Source organism: Nonomuraea sp. NPDC050451 (genome assembly GCF_044458585.1).
The window spans coordinates 343635-361826 of sequence record NZ_JBITHZ010000007.1 but is presented as its reverse complement, the minus strand read 5'-3'; the positions used below and the strand labels follow the sequence as shown (position 1 = coordinate 361826).

The 18192-nt window shown below is 69.7% G+C and carries 16 protein-coding genes; 10 read left to right on the top strand and 6 right to left on the bottom strand.

Annotated features, from left to right (window positions below; translation table 11 throughout):
* Positions 1 to 7 precede the first annotated feature (7 nt).
* Positions 8 to 1444, top strand: a complete 1437-nt coding sequence (locus ACIBI9_RS24710; protein ID WP_397224635.1) for a S10 family peptidase — start codon at positions 8 to 10, stop codon at positions 1442 to 1444.
* On the opposite strand, the gene ACIBI9_RS24705 is transcribed toward ACIBI9_RS24710, so the two are convergent.
* The 5 genes from ACIBI9_RS24705 to ACIBI9_RS24685 form a co-directional block, all read right to left on the bottom strand.
* On the bottom strand, positions 1403 to 2239 hold the full coding sequence (locus ACIBI9_RS24705) for a hypothetical protein (protein WP_397224633.1): 837 nt from the start codon (positions 2237 to 2239) through the stop codon (positions 1403 to 1405). The genes ACIBI9_RS24710 and ACIBI9_RS24705 overlap by 42 nt on opposite strands.
* Before the next feature lie 71 nt (positions 2240 to 2310).
* Entirely contained in the window at positions 2311 to 2730 is a 420-nt protein-coding gene (locus ACIBI9_RS24700; protein WP_397224631.1) for a peptidase inhibitor family I36 protein, read from the bottom strand.
* A gap of 220 nt (positions 2731 to 2950) precedes the next feature.
* Positions 2951 to 3721, bottom strand: coding sequence for an SDR family NAD(P)-dependent oxidoreductase (locus tag ACIBI9_RS24695; RefSeq protein WP_397224629.1), 771 nt, complete (start codon positions 3719 to 3721; stop codon positions 2951 to 2953).
* A gap of 67 nt (positions 3722 to 3788) precedes the next feature.
* Positions 3789 to 4799 carry a DUF4432 family protein gene (locus ACIBI9_RS24690; protein ID WP_397224627.1) on the bottom strand — a complete coding sequence of 337 codons (1011 nt, stop codon included), beginning with the start codon at positions 4797 to 4799 and terminating at the stop codon, positions 3789 to 3791.
* On the bottom strand, positions 4796 to 5965 hold the full coding sequence (locus tag ACIBI9_RS24685) for a DUF4185 domain-containing protein (protein WP_397224625.1): 1170 nt from the start codon (positions 5963 to 5965) through the stop codon (positions 4796 to 4798). Before ACIBI9_RS24685 ends, ACIBI9_RS24690 begins: the two co-directional genes overlap by 4 nt.
* Positions 5966 to 6141: 176 nt before the next feature.
* Between ACIBI9_RS24685 and ACIBI9_RS24680 the strand changes: the two genes are divergently transcribed.
* From ACIBI9_RS24680 to ACIBI9_RS24660, 5 genes are all read left to right on the top strand, one after another.
* On the top strand, positions 6142 to 7095 hold the full coding sequence (locus tag ACIBI9_RS24680; protein WP_397224623.1) for a teichoic acid biosynthesis protein C: 954 nt from the start codon (positions 6142 to 6144) through the stop codon (positions 7093 to 7095).
* A gap of 168 nt (positions 7096 to 7263) precedes the next feature.
* Positions 7264 to 8874: an ABC-F family ATP-binding cassette domain-containing protein gene (locus ACIBI9_RS24675; protein ID WP_397224621.1), complete on the top strand. Its 1611-nt coding sequence runs from the start codon at positions 7264 to 7266 to the stop codon at positions 8872 to 8874.
* Positions 8875 to 9028: 154 nt separating this feature from the next.
* Positions 9029 to 9748: a hypothetical protein gene (locus ACIBI9_RS24670; RefSeq protein ID WP_397224619.1), complete on the top strand. Its 720-nt coding sequence runs from the start codon at positions 9029 to 9031 to the stop codon at positions 9746 to 9748.
* A gap of 84 nt (positions 9749 to 9832) precedes the next feature.
* The gene (locus ACIBI9_RS24665; protein ID WP_397224617.1) at positions 9833 to 11251 is read left to right on the top strand and encodes an RNA polymerase sigma factor; all 1419 of its coding nucleotides are present in this window, start codon (positions 9833 to 9835) and stop codon (positions 11249 to 11251) included.
* A gap of 866 nt (positions 11252 to 12117) precedes the next feature.
* Positions 12118 to 12744 carry a C40 family peptidase gene (locus tag ACIBI9_RS24660; RefSeq protein WP_397224615.1) on the top strand — a complete coding sequence of 209 codons (627 nt, stop codon included), beginning with the start codon at positions 12118 to 12120 and terminating at the stop codon, positions 12742 to 12744.
* Positions 12745 to 12749: 5 nt separating this feature from the next.
* On the opposite strand, the gene ACIBI9_RS24655 is transcribed toward ACIBI9_RS24660, so the two are convergent.
* Positions 12750 to 13241 carry an inorganic diphosphatase gene (locus ACIBI9_RS24655; RefSeq protein WP_185069348.1) on the bottom strand — a complete coding sequence of 164 codons (492 nt, stop codon included), beginning with the start codon at positions 13239 to 13241 and terminating at the stop codon, positions 12750 to 12752.
* 161 nt (positions 13242 to 13402) lie between these two features.
* Between ACIBI9_RS24655 and dacB the strand changes: the two genes are divergently transcribed.
* From dacB to hpt, 4 genes are all read left to right on the top strand, one after another.
* Positions 13403 to 14800: a D-alanyl-D-alanine carboxypeptidase/D-alanyl-D-alanine-endopeptidase gene (dacB, locus tag ACIBI9_RS24650; protein ID WP_397224734.1), complete on the top strand. Its 1398-nt coding sequence runs from the start codon at positions 13403 to 13405 to the stop codon at positions 14798 to 14800.
* 296 nt (positions 14801 to 15096) lie between these two features.
* Positions 15097 to 16173, top strand: a complete 1077-nt coding sequence (locus ACIBI9_RS24645) for a zinc-dependent metalloprotease (RefSeq protein ID WP_397224613.1) — start codon at positions 15097 to 15099, stop codon at positions 16171 to 16173.
* A 274-nt stretch (positions 16174 to 16447) separates the two neighbouring features.
* Positions 16448 to 17452: a tRNA lysidine(34) synthetase TilS gene (tilS, locus tag ACIBI9_RS24640; RefSeq protein WP_397224611.1), complete on the top strand. Its 1005-nt coding sequence runs from the start codon at positions 16448 to 16450 to the stop codon at positions 17450 to 17452.
* Between the two features lie 10 nt (positions 17453 to 17462).
* Positions 17463 to 18014 carry a hypoxanthine phosphoribosyltransferase gene (hpt, locus tag ACIBI9_RS24635; protein WP_313043709.1) on the top strand — a complete coding sequence of 184 codons (552 nt, stop codon included), beginning with the start codon at positions 17463 to 17465 and terminating at the stop codon, positions 18012 to 18014.
* Positions 18015 to 18192 lie beyond the last annotated feature (178 nt).

Here is an 18192-nt window from a genome sequence, read left to right as displayed (position 1 = left end):
GGGCGATATGTCGGAAGCAACCCAGCCGGCCCCGCCGGCTGACAATCTCGTCACCACCTCGCACACGCTGCCGTCCGGGCAGGCGTACACCGCCACCACCGGCACCATGGTGCTGCGCGAGGAGGTGATCGACGACGGCAGGTTCGGTGGCCTGCGGCCCAAGGCCGAGATGTTCGTCACCTCGTACACGCTCGACGGGGCCGAGCCGCTGAGCAGGCCGGTCACGTTCGCGTTCAACGGCGGCCCGGGATCGTCGAGCGTGTGGCTGCACCTGGGCGTGCTCGGGCCGCGGCGGGTCGTGATGGGGGACGCGGGCGCGCTCCTGCCTCCCCCTTACGGGCTGGCCGACAACGAGGAGAGCCTGCTGAGCGTGAGCGACCTGGTCTTCATCGACCCGGTCTCGACGGGCTACTCGCGGGCGGCCGAGGGCGAGAAGCCGGAGCCCTACCACGGCTTCACCGGCGACATCGAGTCCGTCGGGGAGATCATCCGGTTGTGGACCACCAGGAACGGGCGGTGGATGTCGCCGAAGTTCCTGGCGGGGGAGTCGTACGGGACGGTCAGGGCGGCCGGGCTGGCCGACCACCTGCAGTCACGGTACGGCATGTACCTCAATGGCGTGATGCTGATCTCCTCGGTGCTCGACTTCATCACCGGGGACTTCAACCAGGGCAACGACCTGTCCTACGCTCTCTATCTGCCGACTTATGCCGCTATTGCGCACTATCACGGGCTGCACGGCGACCGGCCGCTGGCCGACGTGCTACGCGAGGCCGAGGCGTACGCCGAGCGCGACTACCCGTGGGCGCTGGCCCGCGGCAACCGGCTCACCCGCGAGGAGCGCGCGGCCGCCGTCTCCACGGTCGCCGCGCTGACAGGGCTGAGCGAGGACTACGTCGACCGCGTGGACCTGCGGATCGAGCACATCAGGTTCTTCACCGAGATCCTGCGCTCGCGCCGCCAGACCGTCGGCCGCCTCGACGGCCGGTTCACCGGCTGGGACCCCGACTCGGGGCGCGAGCACTTCTCCGCCGACCCCAGCATGAACGCGATCATGGGCCCCTACAGCGCCGCGCTCAACCACTACCTGCGCACCGATCTGGGCTACGCCAACGACCTGCCGTACGAGGTGCTCACCTCGCGGGTGCACCCCTGGTCGTTCAAGGAGTTCGAGGGCGCCCACGTCACGGTGGTCGACAAGCTGGCCGACGCGATGCGGGCCAACCCGCACCTGCGCGTGCACGTGGCCTGCGGCTACCACGACGGCGCGACGCCGTACTACGCCGCCGAGCACGCGTTCGCGCACCTGCCCGTGCCCGCGGAGCTGGCCGCCAACGTCGAGTTCAGGTACTACGAGGCCGGCCACATGATGTACGTCCACGAGCCGAGCAGGCTGCGGCAGTCAGCGGACCTGGCCGCTTTCGTGCTCGGTCAGCAGGGCTGAGGCACGGGCCAGGCGCTGTTTGAGGTTGTCGCGGAGCGCGGCGAAGCGGTCGGGATTGTCCCGGACGATCGCCCGCTGGAGCTCCGCGTCGGCCGCGAACCAGGCCGCCACCAGGCCCGACGACCACTTGCACGTCGTGTCCGCGGTCGCGGTCTGCTTCTCGTCCTCGCTGACGGCCAGCTCGTCCAGGTTCCAGCGGCTGTCGGCGATGGCGGCCTCGGGAGCCGGGTAGGAGTGGCCCGCCTGGCCCATGCACGACTCCCAGCGCTTGGCCGCCGCCGTCACGGACGGATCCTTGGCGGCCTGCTCCAGCGTGAGCGAGTCCTGCAGGGCCAGCCACGGCCAGTCGGCCTTGGTCGCGCCCTTGTCCAGGGTGACCGTGGCCCGGTCCAGGCAGCCGCGGTCGGCGGCGGTGCCGTACAGGCGGTGCCGGGCGGGTTTGGGGAGCTTGCCGGCCCAGGCGCCCGTGGTGTCGGGCGAGGGCGGCCGGGCGAGGTGGTAGCCGTAGGTCTTGGCCGCCGCGATGTCGGCGACGCCGTAACGGCGGGAGTTGCCGGGGTCCACCGCGGCGATGGCGGCGGGGTCCTCCGCGGGTGGGTCGATCGTGATGCCCTGCTTGCGCATGCACTGCACGACGAGTTGGTTGTGGGCGTTGCCCAGGACGGCCCGCTGCTCGGGAGTGGTCTTGAAGGCGTCGAACGGCAGCACCAGCTCCGACACCGAGGAGACGCCTTTCACCGGCGCCCGCGGCGCGGGCTCGTCGGTGGCGCAGGCCGTGACCGTGGTCAGCAGCAATGCGCCCGCGAGGAGTCCGCGGCAGCCGGTTTCCGGCGGCCAAGCCCGGAAACCGGCACTCCCGTTACTGCTCAGCGGCACCAGATGTCGAGCGCGCTGGCGCGGTCGTCGTCGATGGCGTTGTTCGCCAGGAACCCGTCGTTCGAGTTGTGCATGAACGTGCTGTGGGCTCCCGTGTAACCCGGGTGCTGCCAGAGCGTGGCGCTGCAACCGATGCGGTTCCTGACGGAGCTGGTGTCGTTGTCCATGCTCTCCCAGGAGTTGCTGAAGTCCCAGTTCAGCCAGTTGTTGTCGGCGAAGTTCGAGTCGTCCTGCATGAAGTCGCGCCAGTGGTCGACCTGACCGCGGTTGTAGTCGAAGCTGGCGTACAGGCAGACGCGACCGCCGTAGCAGGTCGAGCGGGGGCTGGCCACCGCTGCGGTGGCCGGCACGATCGCGGTCAACATCGCGGCCGCGGCGGCGATGCCGGCGGCCTTTCTCGATAGCCTCACAGGTCTCTCCTCGATCGGTGAGTCGTTTCGACCTCGTAACCTAACGTGCAAGATCGATTACGAGCCGCTGTGACTCGCCGCACGATCAAGGGCTGCGCGCCCGGATCGGGTCGCGTGCCCGGCACGCCGAGGACCACTGGTATCAGTGGTACGACCTGCAAGTTCGTCGCGTTGACGCAACACTTGCCAGCTTTGGTAGGCCTCCAGGGGAACCTGTGGGCTATTCGGGAAGGGCGGCCGGATTCTGTGCGAGGAGGCCGCCGTCCACGCGGTGCTCGGCCCCGGTGATGAACGACGAGCGCGGCCCCGCCAGGAACGCCACCAGCTCGGCCACCTCCTCGGGGCGGCCCACCCGGCCCAGCGGGTGGGAGCGGCCCCACTGCGCGACCTGCTCCTCCTGCGACAGGTCGCCCCGCCACAGGTCCGCCGCCCAGCGCAGCATCGGGGTGTCCACCGAGCCCGGGCAGACCACGTTCACCCTGATGCCGTCGGCGGCGTGGTCGAGCGCCATGGCCCTGGTCAGGCCGTTGAGCGCGGCCTTGCTCGCGGTGTAGGCGGCCACCTGCGCTTGCGAGGAGAACGCCTGCACCGACGACATGATCACTATCGAGCCGCCGCCGCGGGCCCTCAGCTTGGGGACGGCCGCCTTGCAGGTGAGGTAGACGCCCTTGAGGTTGATGTCGAGCACTTCGTCCCAGACCTCCTCCGGGGTGTCCTCGACCGTGCCGTAGCGCTGCACGCCCGCACAGGTGACGACGATGTCGAGCCCGCCGTACCTGGTCACGGCCAGGTCCACCAGGTCGCGCATCTCGTCGGCCCGGCGCACGTCGGCGACCACGCCGGTGACGCTATAGGTGTCGAGCGACGCGTCCTTGTCGACCCCGCAGAACACCACGGACGCCCCGCCGTCGGCCAGCCGGTCCACCACGGCCCGCCCGATGCCCATCGAACCGCCCGTGACCAGCGCCACCTTGCCACTGAACTCGCTCATGCGCCCTCCTTCGTCGGGCGCATGAGCGATTCGCTACTGTGTTTGATTGTTCGTTCGCTACGCTCGCTCACGCCAGCACCTCCGCGCGCAACCTCAACACCTTCGTCTCGTGCGGGCCCAGGACGAGGGCCGTGCCGTTGTCCACGGCGGCGGCCAGGCCGTCGGTCGGCATGCTGGAGAACGGCTCGAGCCCCAGCGTGTACGCCCGTCCCCACCAGGGATAGTCGGTGGACGCGCCGAGCTCCTGCCACATCCACAGGTACGGCAGGAGAGTCGCATCCCACTCCACCCGCATACCGATATCCCCCGAAATTTCGTACCAACCCTCGTCGAAGCCCGTCAGGTAGACGATGTCGCTCGGCGACCCCGGCTCCTGCACCACGCTCAGGTCGGTCTCGCCGCCGCCGTCGGCCGGGACGACGGGCCACTCCCATGGCCCGCCCGCCCGGACCCGCCGGCCCCCCGGATTTATCGCACTTTCGTGGGGGATCACCTTGACGCCTTCCGGCAGCCTGATCCGGGCGCCGGGACGCAGGAACGGCAGGCCGTACACGATGTGCTGCCCCCACATGGCGTGCAGCGGGAGGTCGGCCTCGTTGGTGGCCCGGCCCTCGATCTCCAGCGCCGCCGTGCCCGACCTGAGCCTGAAGACCTTCTCCATCCGGTACGGCAGCCGCCGCGTGCGCACGCTGAGCCGTACCGCGACCTCCTCCTCGGAGTCGGCCACGATCTCGCAGCGCCACGGCAGCCCGGAGACCTCCCCGTGCTGCGCCAGCCGCGCCCCCCGGTACTCGCTGGGCGCGCCGCCGTTCGGGAAGATCTCCTGCCAGCCGCCTTCGTAGTGGTCGATGAACTGGGCGACGTCGTCGGCCGCTCCCTGGAGGTGGTCGTGCGGGTTGCGCAGGCCCTGCGGGGAGAGCCAGACGAAGTCCGTGTCGGTGGGCTTGTACAGAAATTCCAGCACATCGCCGCCTTTGTCCGGCACGACGGTCACGCGCAGCCGCTCGTTCTCCAGCACGACCGCCCGCAGCCCGTCGATGGTGACGGGCCGCAGGCGGGCCGCCCAGTTGCGCCTCACTGGAAGGTCACATCCAGGAATCTCGGCCGGTAGATGGTCACGTCCCGGTAGTGGTCGGTGTTCACGAAGCTGTTGACGTTGTACGAGATCACGAGACCGTTGCCCGCGACCTCCGGGTGCGCGTGGGCGTTGTAGGTGAAGATGTTCCCCTTGGTCTCGGGGGTCGTGTAGACGTGCTGCTTGCCGGTGAACGGGCCGAACGGGGAGCACGAGGTGTAGGCCACGATGTTCGGGCTCAGCACCTCGGTCGTGTCATGCGTGATCAGGACATATCCGGATCCGACCTTGGTGACGCTGTACTCGTTCGCGACGCCGCTCATGATCCGCGCCGAGTCGGCCTCGTTCGGCGACCAGGTGCCGTCCGCCTTCAGGAACTCCCACGTGCCCAGCAGGCTCTGCCCGCTGACCCTGGCGACGTGCATGTACTTGGGCGAGCCGAGGTCCTCGACGCCGTACACGTAGGTGTATCCGCCGTCCTTGAGAACCGCGGAGGCCCACGCGACGCCGTGCCCGGACGGCAGGTCGGTGACGCTGATGGGCTCGTTCAGCCGGCCCGGGGCGAACCTGGCCACCACGTTCCGGTGCCAGCGCCAGTCCCACGCGCCGGTGCCGTACCGCTCGTACTCCTGGTAGGTGACCTCCACGAGCCCGCCGGCCACCGTCGCGTCGCCGGCCCAGTACCAGTGGTTCTGGTCACGCGGCGGCATCACGGCGGTCGGCTTGGCGGCGGTGCCGTCGTGGATCGTGGACAGCTTGCCGTTGCGCTCGACGGCGAAGGAGTTGTTCAGGAAGACCGTGTCCCCGCCCTCACCGACCACGGGCGGGCGCGAGCCGTCGGTGTTCACCCGGCCGAGGAACGTGTCGGAGAAGATCCACAGCTCCTTGCCGCTGGGCAGCTTGACCGAGTAGGTGCCGTCGGCGCCCGTCCAGTCGTCCAGGCGGCTGTTGTCGTTGCCGTAGTTGGTGAAAAGGCTGGTCAGGCGCGCGTCGGTGGTGGTTCCCTTGACAGTCGGGCCACACGCGGCCTTCGGCGCGGCCGGCTGTTGCTGTTGCGGGGCCACCGAGGGGACGGGTTTGGGCGGGGCTGCCCAGGCTTGCTGCGGTACGGCCGTCAGGCCGACCAACGCGATGGCGAGGGGTGCTAAGGCGGAGCGGAGTCGCGTCATCACTCGTCCTTGGGGAGGGAAGTTCCCTACAGTTCTAGTCATTAGATCACTTACTGTCTAGGGCCCTCTCACACTCGGCCGAATCTGATCGTTGGAGTTCGAAGGTGATCCTCTGGCGGGCTGCACTATGGTGATGACTTCCTGAAATATCCGTAAATATCCGTTATGGAGGTCGTATGCCGGTCACTCGTCGAGATCTGCTCAAGGTCGGCGCCGGAGCCGCGGCGGCGGCTCTGGCGGGCACGGAGACGGCGGCGGCCGCGGCCGCCGCAGCGGGCCGGTTCGACCTGGCGGCGCCCGCCAGCCAGCTGATCTGGAAGAAGGCGCTGTACGACGAGACCGTGCTGCAGTCGTTCGCCTTCGACAACGCCAACGGGCACATCTACCTGGCCCAGCTGAAGAACGGCTCGGGCTCGGCGGCGGCCGGGGATCTCTGCGTGACCAAGCTGAGCCTGTCGGGATCGGTGCTCGGCCACATGTACCTCAAGGGCTTCGGCCACGGCGTGCAGATCGGCGTGGAGCCGTCGGGCGGCTCCGCCTACCTGTGGACGGAGACCGACGCGGTCGCCGACGGCTCGGGGAACGCCTGGGGGCGGCGGCTGGCGAGGTTCAAGTTCGTCAACGGCCAGACGCTCACGCCGTCGTCCTCGGCGCTCACCAAGTACACCCTGATCTCGGGCGCGACCAGCACCACGTGCGCCATCGACCCGTCCACCAACCGGCTGATCATGCGCTGCCGGGTCGGCGGCCAGGCCCGGTTCGTGGCGTACTCGCTGGCGGCGGTCAAGGCGGGCACGGCCAAGAAGCTGTACGACGTCGCGCAGCCGTCCGGCCTGGGCGTCTTCCAGGGCTACACGGCTTACGGCAACTACCTCTACCTGCTCGACGGCACGGCGTACGGCGCCTCCAACCCCGCGCCGGGCAACACGTACATCACCTGCGTCGACCTGCGCACGGGCGCCAAGGTCCAGCGCTCGCTCAGCCAGGCGGGCAAGTCCCTGGACTACCGCGAGCCGGAGGGCATGGCGATCCAGATCGTCTCAGGACGCCCCAGACTGTGCCTCGGCCTCGCCTCCGGCACCGCGGGGGCCCGCAAGGCCAGCATCTTCTACAAGTCCACCCTCGTCTGAGCACAGGCGGTTTTCGCGCAACCGGCCGTCGATCGAGGCATTCCCCTTCTCACCAGCGACGTGAAGCTCGGTCATGCCGTGGAGGGCGTGGCGGAGGCGGTGTGGCGTCCGGCTGATCGGGCGGAAAATGTGGTGACCGCGTCGGAAGGGCCCCGGTAGCCTGCCGGGATGGGCCACGTCGAAGTAGGACATCTCACATACGTGCTGCCCGACGGGCGGCCCCTGCTCAACGACGTGTCCTTCCGGATCGGTGAAGGCGTCAAAGCGGCGCTCGTCGGGCCCAACGGCGCGGGCAAGACCACGCTCATGCGGCTGATCGCCGGCGACCTCCAGCCGGTCGACGGCAGCGTGGCGAGCTCCGGCGGGCTGGGTGTGATGCGGCAGTTCATCGGCAGCGTGCGCGACGGGAGCAACGTCCGCGACCTGCTGCTCGGCGTCGCCCCGCCGGCGGTGCGCGCGGCGGCCGAGCGGCTCGACGAGGCCGAGCTGGCCATGATGGAGCGCGACGACGAGAAGACGCAGATGCGTTACGCGCAGGCCATCAGCGACTACACCGACGCGGGCGGCTACGACATCGAGGTGTTGTGGGACACGTGTACGGTGGCCGCGCTCGGCGTCCCGTACGAAAGGGTGAAATATCGGGACGTGTCGACGCTGTCCGGTGGCGAGCAGAAACGGCTCGTCCTGGAGGCGCTGCTGCGCGGCCCCGACCAGACGCTGCTCCTCGACGAGCCCGACAACTACCTCGACGTCCCCGGCAAGGAGTGGCTGGAGCAGCAGCTCAAGGAGACGCCCAAGACCGTGCTGCTGGTCAGCCACGACCGCCAGCTCCTGGCGAACGCGGCCGACCGCATCGTGACCGTCGAGTCCGGCAACATCTGGATCCACGGCGGCGGGTTCCGCACGTACGCCGAGGCCCGCAGGGCCCGCAACGAACGCCTCGACGAGCTGCGCAGGCGCTGGGACGAAGAGCACGCCAAGCTCAAGGCCCTGGTCAACATGCTCAAGAACAAGGCGAGATACAACGACGGCATGGCCGCCGCCTACCACGCCGCCCAGACCCGGCTGCGCAAGTTCGTGGAGGCGGGCCCGCCCGAGACGCCCCCCAACGACCAGAACATCAAGATGCGCCTCAAGGGCGGCCGCACCGGCAAGCGTGCGATCACCTGCGAGGTTCTCGAGCTCACCGGTCTCATGCGCCCGTTCGACCTGGAGGTCTGGTACGGCGAGCGCGTCGCGGTCCTCGGCTCCAACGGCTCGGGCAAGTCCCACTTCCTGCGCCTGCTGGCCGGAGAGCCGGTCAACCACGACGGGGTCGCCAAGCTCGGCGCCCGCGTGGTCCCCGGCCACTTCGCCCAGACCCATGCCAGGCCCGACCTGCTCGGCCGCACCCCGGTCGAGATCGTCATGACCGAGCACGCCAAGCTCAAGAACGAGGCCATGAAGACGCTGGCCCGCTACGAGCTGGCGGGGCTGATCGCCGAGCAGCGCTTCGACACGCTCTCGGGCGGTCAGCAGGCCCGGCTGCAGATCCTGCTGCTCGAACTGTCCGGGGCCACGTTGCTGCTGCTCGACGAGCCGACCGACAACCTCGACCTGGCCAGCGCGGAGGCGCTGCAGGCCGGCCTCGAAGCGTTCGACGGCACGGTCCTGGCGGTCACCCACGACCGCTGGTTCGCCGCCGACTTCGACCGCTACCTGGTCTTCGGCTCCGACGGCACGGTCTACGAGTCGTCCGAGCCCGTTTGGGACGAGGCCAGGGTCGTACGTCCCCGTTAAAGAGTTGGTACGGCTGGCGCGTGTCATCTGCCAGCCGTGCCCATGCACGGGTTATCACGGCAAAGTGATCCCGCGCAGCCGAACCGTCAGCCTGCTCGCACTCTGCGCACTCGGGGCGATCTGCCTCTCCGGGTGCGCTAGCGAGAAACGACCCGTGCAAGAGCTCAAGCCCCTTGCGCTCAAGGAGCAGGTCTCCAACATCGTCAAGTCCGCCGACGGGTACGCCGTCACCTGGGCGGGCGTGCTCAGCAACGCCAACCCGTGGCACTTCGGCGAGCACGTGGTGGCCACGATCGTCGGACACGACGCCAAGGGCACCGAGGTGGTCCGGATGGACCAGCCGCTCGATGCCGTGCCGCCGGGCGGGTCGCTGGCCTTCACCGGCCAGGCCACCGCTTCCGAGAAGCCGGCGAAGGTGACGATCCAGTACCGTCCCGCGCGTTGGCGGCCGGCGGGGCGAATCCCCTCCGCGTTCCAGCGGTTCCCTATTAGCCGCGTCCAGACATTGCCCCAGAAAGACGGTTCATACCTTATTACTGGATATGTCGGCAATCCCTATCAAATGTCGGCCGGTAGCCTCGTCGTGAACGCGCTGCTGCGCGACAAAGCGGGCAAACTCCTCGGCGGCGGGAGCACATTCGTGGACGACGTCAAAGCCGGAAGTCCGCCGCGATTCATCCTCACCGTGTCAGGGCTGCCCCAGGGGGCGAAGGTCGCGAGGACCGACATCACGAGCAGGACCTGGGGCTCGACCGGCCGTCCCTACGAGGAGCTGGCGCTCGCCGGAGCCGTGCCGATCCATACCGTCAAGCCGGTGACCGAGCCATTCGCGATAGACCGGAGCACACAGGTCGTCTCGGAGCATAAACAATGAATTGGGTAAAATCCAAAGGCGTTGTTATACCGACACCCCGAAAGCGGTGGAACTACTAGTTACCAATCAATTACCTTCGGTCATATGAATGACCGCGTCCTGGTCGAAGCACTCCGCGCCCGTGACCCGGGCGCGCTCGCCGCGCTCTATGACACGTACGCGGAGAGCGTCTACCGCTACTGCTGGTCCCTCCTGCTGAACGCGGACAGCGCCCAGGTGGCGCTCCGCGACACCCTCATCGCGGCGGAGGCGCACGCGGGCGCGCTGGCCGACCCCGATCGGCTGCGCACCTGGCTGTACGCGCTGGCCCGCGCCGAGTGCCTGCGCCGCCGGGCCGCCGCGCCGCCGGGGCCCGCCGAAGCCCTGGCCAAGGCGCCGCCCCCGCACGACGCGGCCGACGCCGACCTGCGCGTTATGGCCTGGAACGCCGTCCAGAGCCTGCCCGTCGCCGACCGCGAGGCCCTGGAGCTCACCTACCGGCACTCGCTGCCCGCGCCCGAGCTGGCCCAGGTGCTGGGGACGCGGCAGGTCGAGCCGGTCCTGGAGGGGGCGCGCGAGCGGCTGCGCGACGCGATCACCGCCGAGATCCTCGCCTTGAAGGGCCCGTACGACTGCCCGCAGCGGGCCGCGATCCTCACCGGGTTCTCCGGCGAGCTGACGCAGGAGATGCGCGAGCGCCTGGTCCGGCACCTGCGGCGCTGCGAGACCTGCGCGCCGCACCGCACCCGCGAGGTGTCGCCCGCCAAGGTCCTCGGCCTGCTGCCCCAGCAGACGCTGCCCGACGCGCTCCGCCTGCGGGTGATGAGCTGCTTCGTCGACCCCGAACTCCTGCCGTACCGCCGTTACGTCGCCAGACGTACGGGCAACCTGGGCGCCGCCGGATTTCCCGTTCCCGCGGACAAGAACGTTCGAGGGTGGCATAAGGCGCTGGCAGGCGCGGTGGCGGCGGTCGCGGCCGTGGTGGCGATAGCGCTGATCCTGCAGCAGCTCGAGACCGAGGGGAGCGGGGTGTCGGGGGTGGCGACGGCCGCGTTCCCGGCCACGGGCGAACCGCCCGCCATCCGCCTGCCCTGGCGCTCCCAGCCTCCGGATGTGGTGGTGACGGGCGATCCCGTCCTCGACAACACGACCACCCGCCCGATCGGCGTCACCGGCGTCCCGATGCTGGTGCCGTCCGTCGCGCCGGCCCGCGACTCCGCCCGCTCCTCGCGCCCGGACGCCGCACCCTCCTCCCCGGACCGCGCCGACCCTCCCCAGCCCCCGGACCCGCAACCCCCGACGTACGTCCCCCCACCGCTGCCGTCCCCACCGACTCACCGCCCACAAGCAGGCGACCCACCCCATGACCCACCAGCCCACAGCCCACCACCATCCACCCCCACCCCTCGCACCCCCTGCCCCACGCCAACCCCCACACCAGCCCAAACAGCGACCCAAACCCCCACCCAACCCACCACAACAACCAGCCCCACCGAGGCCCCCTCGCCCACCGCCACCGGCTGACCTCCCACGGGTCCACGCGCTGCCACCGTTTCCCACCCGCAGCCTCTCGCACTGCACCACTGCTGAGTGCCGCGCCGCCCCGTGCCCCACCACGCCCAGCCATCCACCCCGCTGCTGCACCGCGCCACCCCGCCCGGCCGCCCCACCCGGCCGCCGTCTGGCAACCTCATCCCGCCGACGCCGCCGCGCCGCCTTGCCCCTGCCGCCCTTCCGCGCCGACCTCAGGAGCGCCCTCCGAAGGGTGGGCTGCCGTTTCGGGGCGGGTGTCTTGGGTGTGAATGCGTGCCCTCGGTTGCGGAACATCGAGGTCAGCATGGCCCGATCACGTTACGTGAGTGAATTGCCGGGAACTGTGTGCATAGAGTAACCATGTGTTTCCGGGGGGACCAATGCGCGCATTCCGGGCCGGGCTCCTCGTGTGCTGCCTGGTCGTCACTCTGTGCCCGCCCGTCGTGGCCGACCCCGTCCCGTCCTCGCGGGAGGTGCGCAAGGCCCGGCAGGCCGCGCGGGACCGTTCGATGGAGCTGGGGACGGCCAGTGCCCAGTTGGCCACGGCGCAGGCGCGGTTGGACGGGATGGCGGCCGCGGTGGAGCGGCTGGTGGAGGCGTACAACGGCGAGCTGGTCAGGCTCCAGCAGGCCGACCAGACGTACGCGCAGGCCAGGGCGCGGCTGGCGGCGGCGGACGCGGAGGTCGAGCGGGCCAGGCAGGCCGTGGCGCTGCTCGCGGCGGAGAGCTACGGCGGGCTGGGCCTGATGACCCCGGTCGTCAGCATGATCGTCGATCAGGGCGATCGGGAGGGCGTCCTGCGCAGAGCGGGCCTGCTGGCGCAGATGAGGAGCGAACAGGCGGCGATACTAGGCAGCATGCGCGACGCCCAGGAGGTGGCCGCCATCCTGCGTACCCAGGCCGCGAACGCCTACGCCGCCCACCGGGTCCTCTCGGAACGGGTCGCGCTGGCCAAGATCGTGGCCGAGCAGGCGGTGGCCCGGCAGCGGCAGGAGACGTCGGAGCTGCAGGCCCGTACGGTGGTCCTCCAGCGCCGGGTGGACGCGGCGCGCACCCGCGCGGAGCTGCTGGCCAGGCAGCGGGCGGCATCACTCCAGAGCATGGCCACCGGCGGCTCGGCCATGGGGGACGTGGCGGCCGACTGGGCGCTGACCCAGCTGGGCAAGCCGTACGTGTGGGCGGCCGCGGGCCCGGACACGTACGACTGCTCAGGGCTCGTGATGCGGGCCTGGGAGAAGGTGGGCGTACAGCTGGACCACTGGACGGGCACCCAATGGACGTCGGGCCCGCACGTGCCGCTGGACCAGCTCAGACGGGGCGACCTGCTGTTCTTCGGCTACGTCAGCAGCGACCCGGGCACCATCCACCACGTCGGGATGTACGTCGGCAACGGTCAGATGGTGCACGCGCCGCAGACCGGCGACGTGGTGCGGGTCGCCTCGATCTGGCGCGGGGACCTGGTGGGCGCCACCAGGCCCCGCTGAGGGGGTCAGTGGTGACCCTCCTCCTTGGCCCGGCGGAAGGAACGCTCGATCTCGGCCTCGGCCTCGATGCGGCCGACCCAGTTGGCGCCCTCGACGGACTTGCCCGGCTCCAGGTCCTTGTAGACCTCGAAGAAGTGCTGGATCTCCAGACGGTCGAACTCCGACACGTGATGGATGTCCTGGATGTGGTGCATCCGGGGGTCGGTCGAGGGGACGCAGAGGACCTTGTCGTCGCCGCCCTTCTCGTCCGTCATCCTGAACATGCCGACCGCCCGGCAGGTGATGTAGCAACCGGGGAAGGTCGGCTCCTGCAGCAGCACCAGCGCGTCCAGCGGGTCGCCGTCCTCGCCGAGGGTGTTCTCGATGAAGCCGTAGTCGGCGGGGTACTGCGTGGAGGTGAACAGGAGCCTGTCGAGCCTGATCTTCCCGGTCTCGTGGTCCACTTCGTACTTGTTCCGATTCCCCTTCGGAATCTCAACGACGACGTCGAACTCCACCGCGGTCCTTTCTCATGGGCCGATTCCGCTTCACCGGGCAGTGCCTGGTTCGGCTTCGTCTCCCGCACTCAAGCCCCCGGGAACCCCCGGTTGGGCGTTAATGTCTCGTAGGCGAACACAGGAGAGAGGCAGACGACGTGGCGCGGCACGACCGGTGGGTGATGTTGACCACTCTCGCCGTGCTGCAGGCCCTGACGATCGTCATCGGCATTTACGCGATGACCACCGACTTCAGCCTGGGCGCGTTGACGAGGCAGTCTCCACCGACCAAGCCGACGGCGTCCCCGCCGGAAGGGTCTCCCTCCGTCCCCGTGGTCACCTCGGGGCCTGTGCTGGCCCAGCTTTCGGTGAAGTCGGGGGACGGACCTCTCCCGACTAAGGGTACTTTGACGCGCCAGCTCACCAGTGCCCTGGGTGACGAAGCGCTCGGCTCCCATGTGGGCGCGGTGGTGCTCGACGCGGCCACCGGCGAACGGATTTACGCCTCCAACGCCGACACCCCCATCGTCCCGGCCTCGACCACGAAGATCGTCACCTGCTCCGCGGCCCTCGCCTCCCTCGGCCCGGACGCGCGTCTGTCCACCAGGGTCGTCCAGGGCCCGAAGCCGGGCACGGCCGTCCTCGTCGGGGGCGGCGACCCGATGCTGGCGGGCCCGTCGGCGAAACCGACGTACCCGAAGCAGGCGAGCCTGGCCACCCTGGCGGCCCGCACGGCCGCCACCCTCAAGTCGCAAAACCTTCGAAAAATCACCCTTTCGTACGACACCTCGTTGTTTGTCGGTTCGCCGATCGCCCCCGGCTGGAAGCCGAACTACGTCCCGGACGGCGAGGTCGCGCCCGTCTACGCCCTGACCATCGACGAAGGCCGCCAGAACCCCCGTTTCCACCAGCCCCGGGTCTCCAACCCGCCCCAGTACGCCGCCGCTGCCTTCGCCAAGTTGCTGGCCAAGCAGGGGATCACGGTGTCCAGGTCCGTAAAGCCCGGCAAGGCCCCGGCGGGCGCCCCGGAGCTGGGCCGGGTGGACTCCGCCCCGATGTACTCCCTCGTCGAGCACGCGCTCACCCGAAGTGACAACGACATGGCCGAGGCCCTGGCCAGGCATGTCGCCATCAAGGAAGGCCAGGAGGCGTCGTTCGAAGGGGGCAGCAAGGCGGTGGTCGCGGTGCTGCAGCGACTCGGGGCCGCGCAGGGGATCTCGCTCTCCGACGGCAGCGGCCTGTCCATCCGCAACCGCATCAGCGCCGGCGCTCTGGCCAAGCTGATCGCGATGTCCGGCTCCGCGAGCCAGCCCAACCTGCACGCCGTCGCCTCCGGCATGCCGATCGCGGGCTTCTCCGGCACGCTGGGGAACGGCCGGCGGTTCACGGGCAGCGACAGCAGGGGGCAGGTCGGGCTCGTACGCGCCAAGACCGGCACGCTGAACAACGTCAACACGCTGGCGGGCATGGCGACGACGAAGGACGGGCGGCTGGTGACCTTCGCGTTCATGGCGGACCGCGTCCCGGCCTCGGCCGAACCCGTACTCGACCGCCTCGCCGCCATCGTCGCAAGGTCTTGAACCTGCGCGGCTCATGGCTTCGGGCCGCTCCTTCGCGTGCTTATGGCGATCCTTCGGATCGCGGCTCAGTCGCTGAGGTCCGGTGTCTTCCCTCGTCGCTCAGTCGCTTCGCTCCCTCCCTCCTCAGTCCAGACACCGGCGCTCCTTCGCGTGCTTATGGCGATCCTTCGGATCGCGGCTCAGTCGCTGAGGTCCGGTGTCTTCCCTCGTCGCTCAGTCGCTTCGCTCCCTCCCTCCTCAGTCCAGACACCGGCGCTCCTTCGCAGGTTGGGCATCGAGCACGTACGGTGGACGGTATGCAGGTGATCGACTGGGATCTGGCCGTCACGACCGGCACGCGCCTGGTGCGCCCCGGTCCTCAAGTGAGCCGGGAGGAGGCCAGGCAGGCCGTCACCGAGCTCCGTACCCTGTCACGTGAGGCCGAGGGCCACGTGCGCGAGTTCACCAAGATCCACACGGAGGCCGCGCCGCAGGCCGCGACCGTCGTCGACCGGCCCGGCTGGATCAAGGCGAACGTCGAGGGCTTCCGCGTGGTGCTCGAGCCGTTGACGGAGCGCATGGGCAGCGCCGCCAACCAGCCGCCCGCCATCGTCACCGCCGTGGGCTCCCGCATCACGGGCGTGGAGGTCGGGGCCGTCCTGGCCTTCCTCGCCTCGCGGGTCCTCGGGCAGTACGAGCTGTTCCTCCCGCCCGACCCCACGGGCCAGGAGCCCACGGGCCGGCTGACGCTCGTCGCCCCCAACATCGTCCACGCCGAGCGCGAGATGGGCGTCGACCCGCACGACTTCCGCCTGTGGGTGTGCCTGCACGAGGAGACGCACCGGGTGCAGTTCACGGGCGTGCCGTGGCTGCGCGAATACGTCCGGTCGCAGATGACCGAGTTCCTGCTCGCCTCCGACCTCGACCTGCCCACGCTGCTCGAACGCCTCCGCAACGCCGCCGACACGGTGGCCGACGTGGTGCGCGGCGGGGAGGGCAACCTCATCGACGCCATCCAGTCGCCGGGGCAGAAGGAGATCCTCGACCGCCTGACGGCCGTGATGACCCTGGTGGAGGGGCACGGCGACTACGTCATGGACGCGGTGGGCCCGTCCGTGGTGCCCTCGGTGGGCGACATCCGCGCCAAGTTCGCCCAGCGCCGGGAGGGCGGCTCCCGCCTCGACCGTACGGTGCGGCGGCTGCTGGGGATCGACCTCAAGATGAAGCAGTACGCGGAGGGGTCGGCGTTCGTGCGGAAGGTGGTGGATCGGGTCGGGATGGATGGCTTCAACAAGATCTGGACCTCTCCCGAGACGCTTCCGACGACCACGGAGATCTCCGACCCGGACGCCTGGATCAGCCGCGTCATCGGCACTCCGGCCCTCCCGGCCTGACCCTCCCGCCAGCAGCTGTCCGACGGGCGCACCACCCGTGTAAGGCGGTGCGGGTGCGCTCGCCGGTCACCCGCAGTCCGGCGCCGCCGATGAGCGGCAGGCAACCGCACAACGGCACAGACGTGGCGCAGGCAACGGGCGGTCGATGCGCGGCGTAGGTGCGTGGGGCCGGCAGCCCGTTCCCTCGGAGCGCCGCGTGTGATGCGGTGGGGTTCGGCGCCATGCGGCGGTGGGCGGCCTGGCGTGGGCGTGGTGTGGGTGGTGTGGGGCGAGAATGGCAGCCGTGGGTCCACATCCAGCGGTAGCCGACGTGCGCCGGGCAGTGCGTGAGGCGCTGGCCGACGTCGAGAAGGGCGCACTCGTGCTGGCCGCCTGCAGCGGCGGCGCCGACTCCCTGGCGCTGGCGGCGGCGCTGGCGTTCGTGGCGCCCCGGATGGGCCTCAGGGCGGGGCTGGTCACGGTGGATCACCAGCTTCAGGAAGGCTCGGCCGAGCGGGCACGGACGGTCGCGGAGATAGGGGCCCGCCGGCTCGACCTGAGCCCGGCAGAAGTGCTCACCGTCACGGTCGGCACGGAGGGCGGACCCGAGGCGGCGGCGCGGGACGCGAGGTACGCCGCGCTGGCCGAGGCGGCGGACCGGCTCCAGGCGGAGGCGGTCCTGCTCGGGCACACGCGCGACGATCAGGCCGAGACGGTGCTCCTGGGTTTGGCCAGGGGGAGCGGCGTCAGGTCGCTGTCCGGGATGGCGGCGCGCAGCGGGCGCTACCGCAGGCCGTTCCTCCACATCCCCAGGGCCACCACGGTGAAGGCCTGCGCGGCCATGGGGCTCGACCCCTGGGACGACCCCCACAACGAAGACCCCCGCTACACGAGGGTCCGCGTGCGACGAAGGGTCCTGCCCGTCCTCGAAGCGGAGCTGGGCCCGGGAGTGGCCGAGGCGCTCGCGAGGACCGCGGGGATGGCACGGGAGGACGCCGACGCCCTCGATCAGTGGGCCGAATCGGCGTACCAAAATTGCGCTCTTAGCGATATTCCCGGATCGGTGACACTGGCCGTACCGGAGCTGGAAAAGCTCCCCGCCGCCGTAAGGCGGCGGGTGCTGCGGCGGGCGGCCATTGCGGCGGGAGCGCCGTCAGGGGCGCTCTCGGCCACGCACGTGGTGGCCGTGGATCGGCTGGTCACGAGCTGGCGCGGGCAGAAGGCCGTGGACCTGCCCGGGGGTCTGACCGCCGTCCGGCGGTATGGCACCCTGATACTCGCCATCAGTCCCATCGCATAAGGAACCACAGGTGGACGCTGCCGACATGGGCAATGACCTGGAAAATGTCCTCATTCCCGAGGACGAGCTCCAGGCCAAGATCAAAGAGCTTGCCGGGCGGATCGACGAGGACTACGCGGGCAAAGACTTGCTGCTCGTGGGCGTGTTGAAGGGCGCCGTCATGGTGATGGCCGACCTGGCCAGGTCCCTGCACGTGCCGGTGCAAATGGATTGGATGGCGGTGTCGTCGTACGGCGCGGGCACGAAGTCATCCGGCGTCGTACGCGTTCTGAAAGACCTCGACACCGACATCATGGGCCGCGACGTGCTGATAGTCGAGGACATCATCGACTCCGGCCTGACCCTGCACTGGCTGTTGGAAAACCTGAAGTCGCGTAATCCCGCCTCACTTGAGATCTGCACCGCGCTGCGGAAACCGGACGCGGTGAAGGTGCCGATCGATGTGAAATACGTGGGGTTCGACATTCCCAACGAGTTCGTCATCGGTTACGGCCTCGACTACGCCGAGCGATACCGGAATCTGCCGTTCATCGGCACACTGGCCCCACACGTTTACAAGTAGCAATCTGGACCACGGCCGGGAACACCGCACAACGTGACGTACGTTGATAGGGCAAGACCGGTGTAGCGGGCGGGTCCCCCCGTGCGCTCTGCCGGTGTACCTTCAGACTCCTGGAGGGTGACCGCGTGTCCCCCTCGGGTAGTCAGAAGTCGCGGTGCCGGATGCCGCGGCCCCGGGC

Bases quoted from the DNA above. Each gene is read 5' to 3' on its own strand.
- ACIBI9_RS24660 (WP_397224615.1), top strand. From the start codon at position 12,118: ATGCGCGACGCCCAGGAGGTGGCCGCCATCCTGCGTACCCAGGCCGCG.
- ACIBI9_RS24675 (WP_397224621.1), top strand. From the start codon at position 7,264: ATGGGCCACGTCGAAGTAGGACATCTCACATACGTGCTGCCCGACGGG.
- ACIBI9_RS24645 (WP_397224613.1), top strand. From the start codon at position 15,097: ATGCAGGTGATCGACTGGGATCTGGCCGTCACGACCGGCACGCGCCTG.
- ACIBI9_RS24680 (WP_397224623.1), top strand. From the start codon at position 6,142: ATGCCGGTCACTCGTCGAGATCTGCTCAAGGTCGGCGCCGGAGCCGCG.
- ACIBI9_RS24685 (WP_397224625.1), bottom strand. From the start codon at position 5,965: ATGACGCGACTCCGCTCCGCCTTAGCACCCCTCGCCATCGCGTTGGTC.
- tilS (WP_397224611.1), top strand. From the start codon at position 16,448: ATGGCAGCCGTGGGTCCACATCCAGCGGTAGCCGACGTGCGCCGGGCA.
- ACIBI9_RS24695 (WP_397224629.1), bottom strand. From the start codon at position 3,721: ATGAGCGAGTTCAGTGGCAAGGTGGCGCTGGTCACGGGCGGTTCGATG.
- ACIBI9_RS24665 (WP_397224617.1), top strand. From the start codon at position 9,833: ATGAATGACCGCGTCCTGGTCGAAGCACTCCGCGCCCGTGACCCGGGC.
- ACIBI9_RS24710 (WP_397224635.1), top strand. From the start codon at position 8: ATGTCGGAAGCAACCCAGCCGGCCCCGCCGGCTGACAATCTCGTCACC.
- dacB (WP_397224734.1), top strand. From the start codon at position 13,403: ATGTTGACCACTCTCGCCGTGCTGCAGGCCCTGACGATCGTCATCGGC.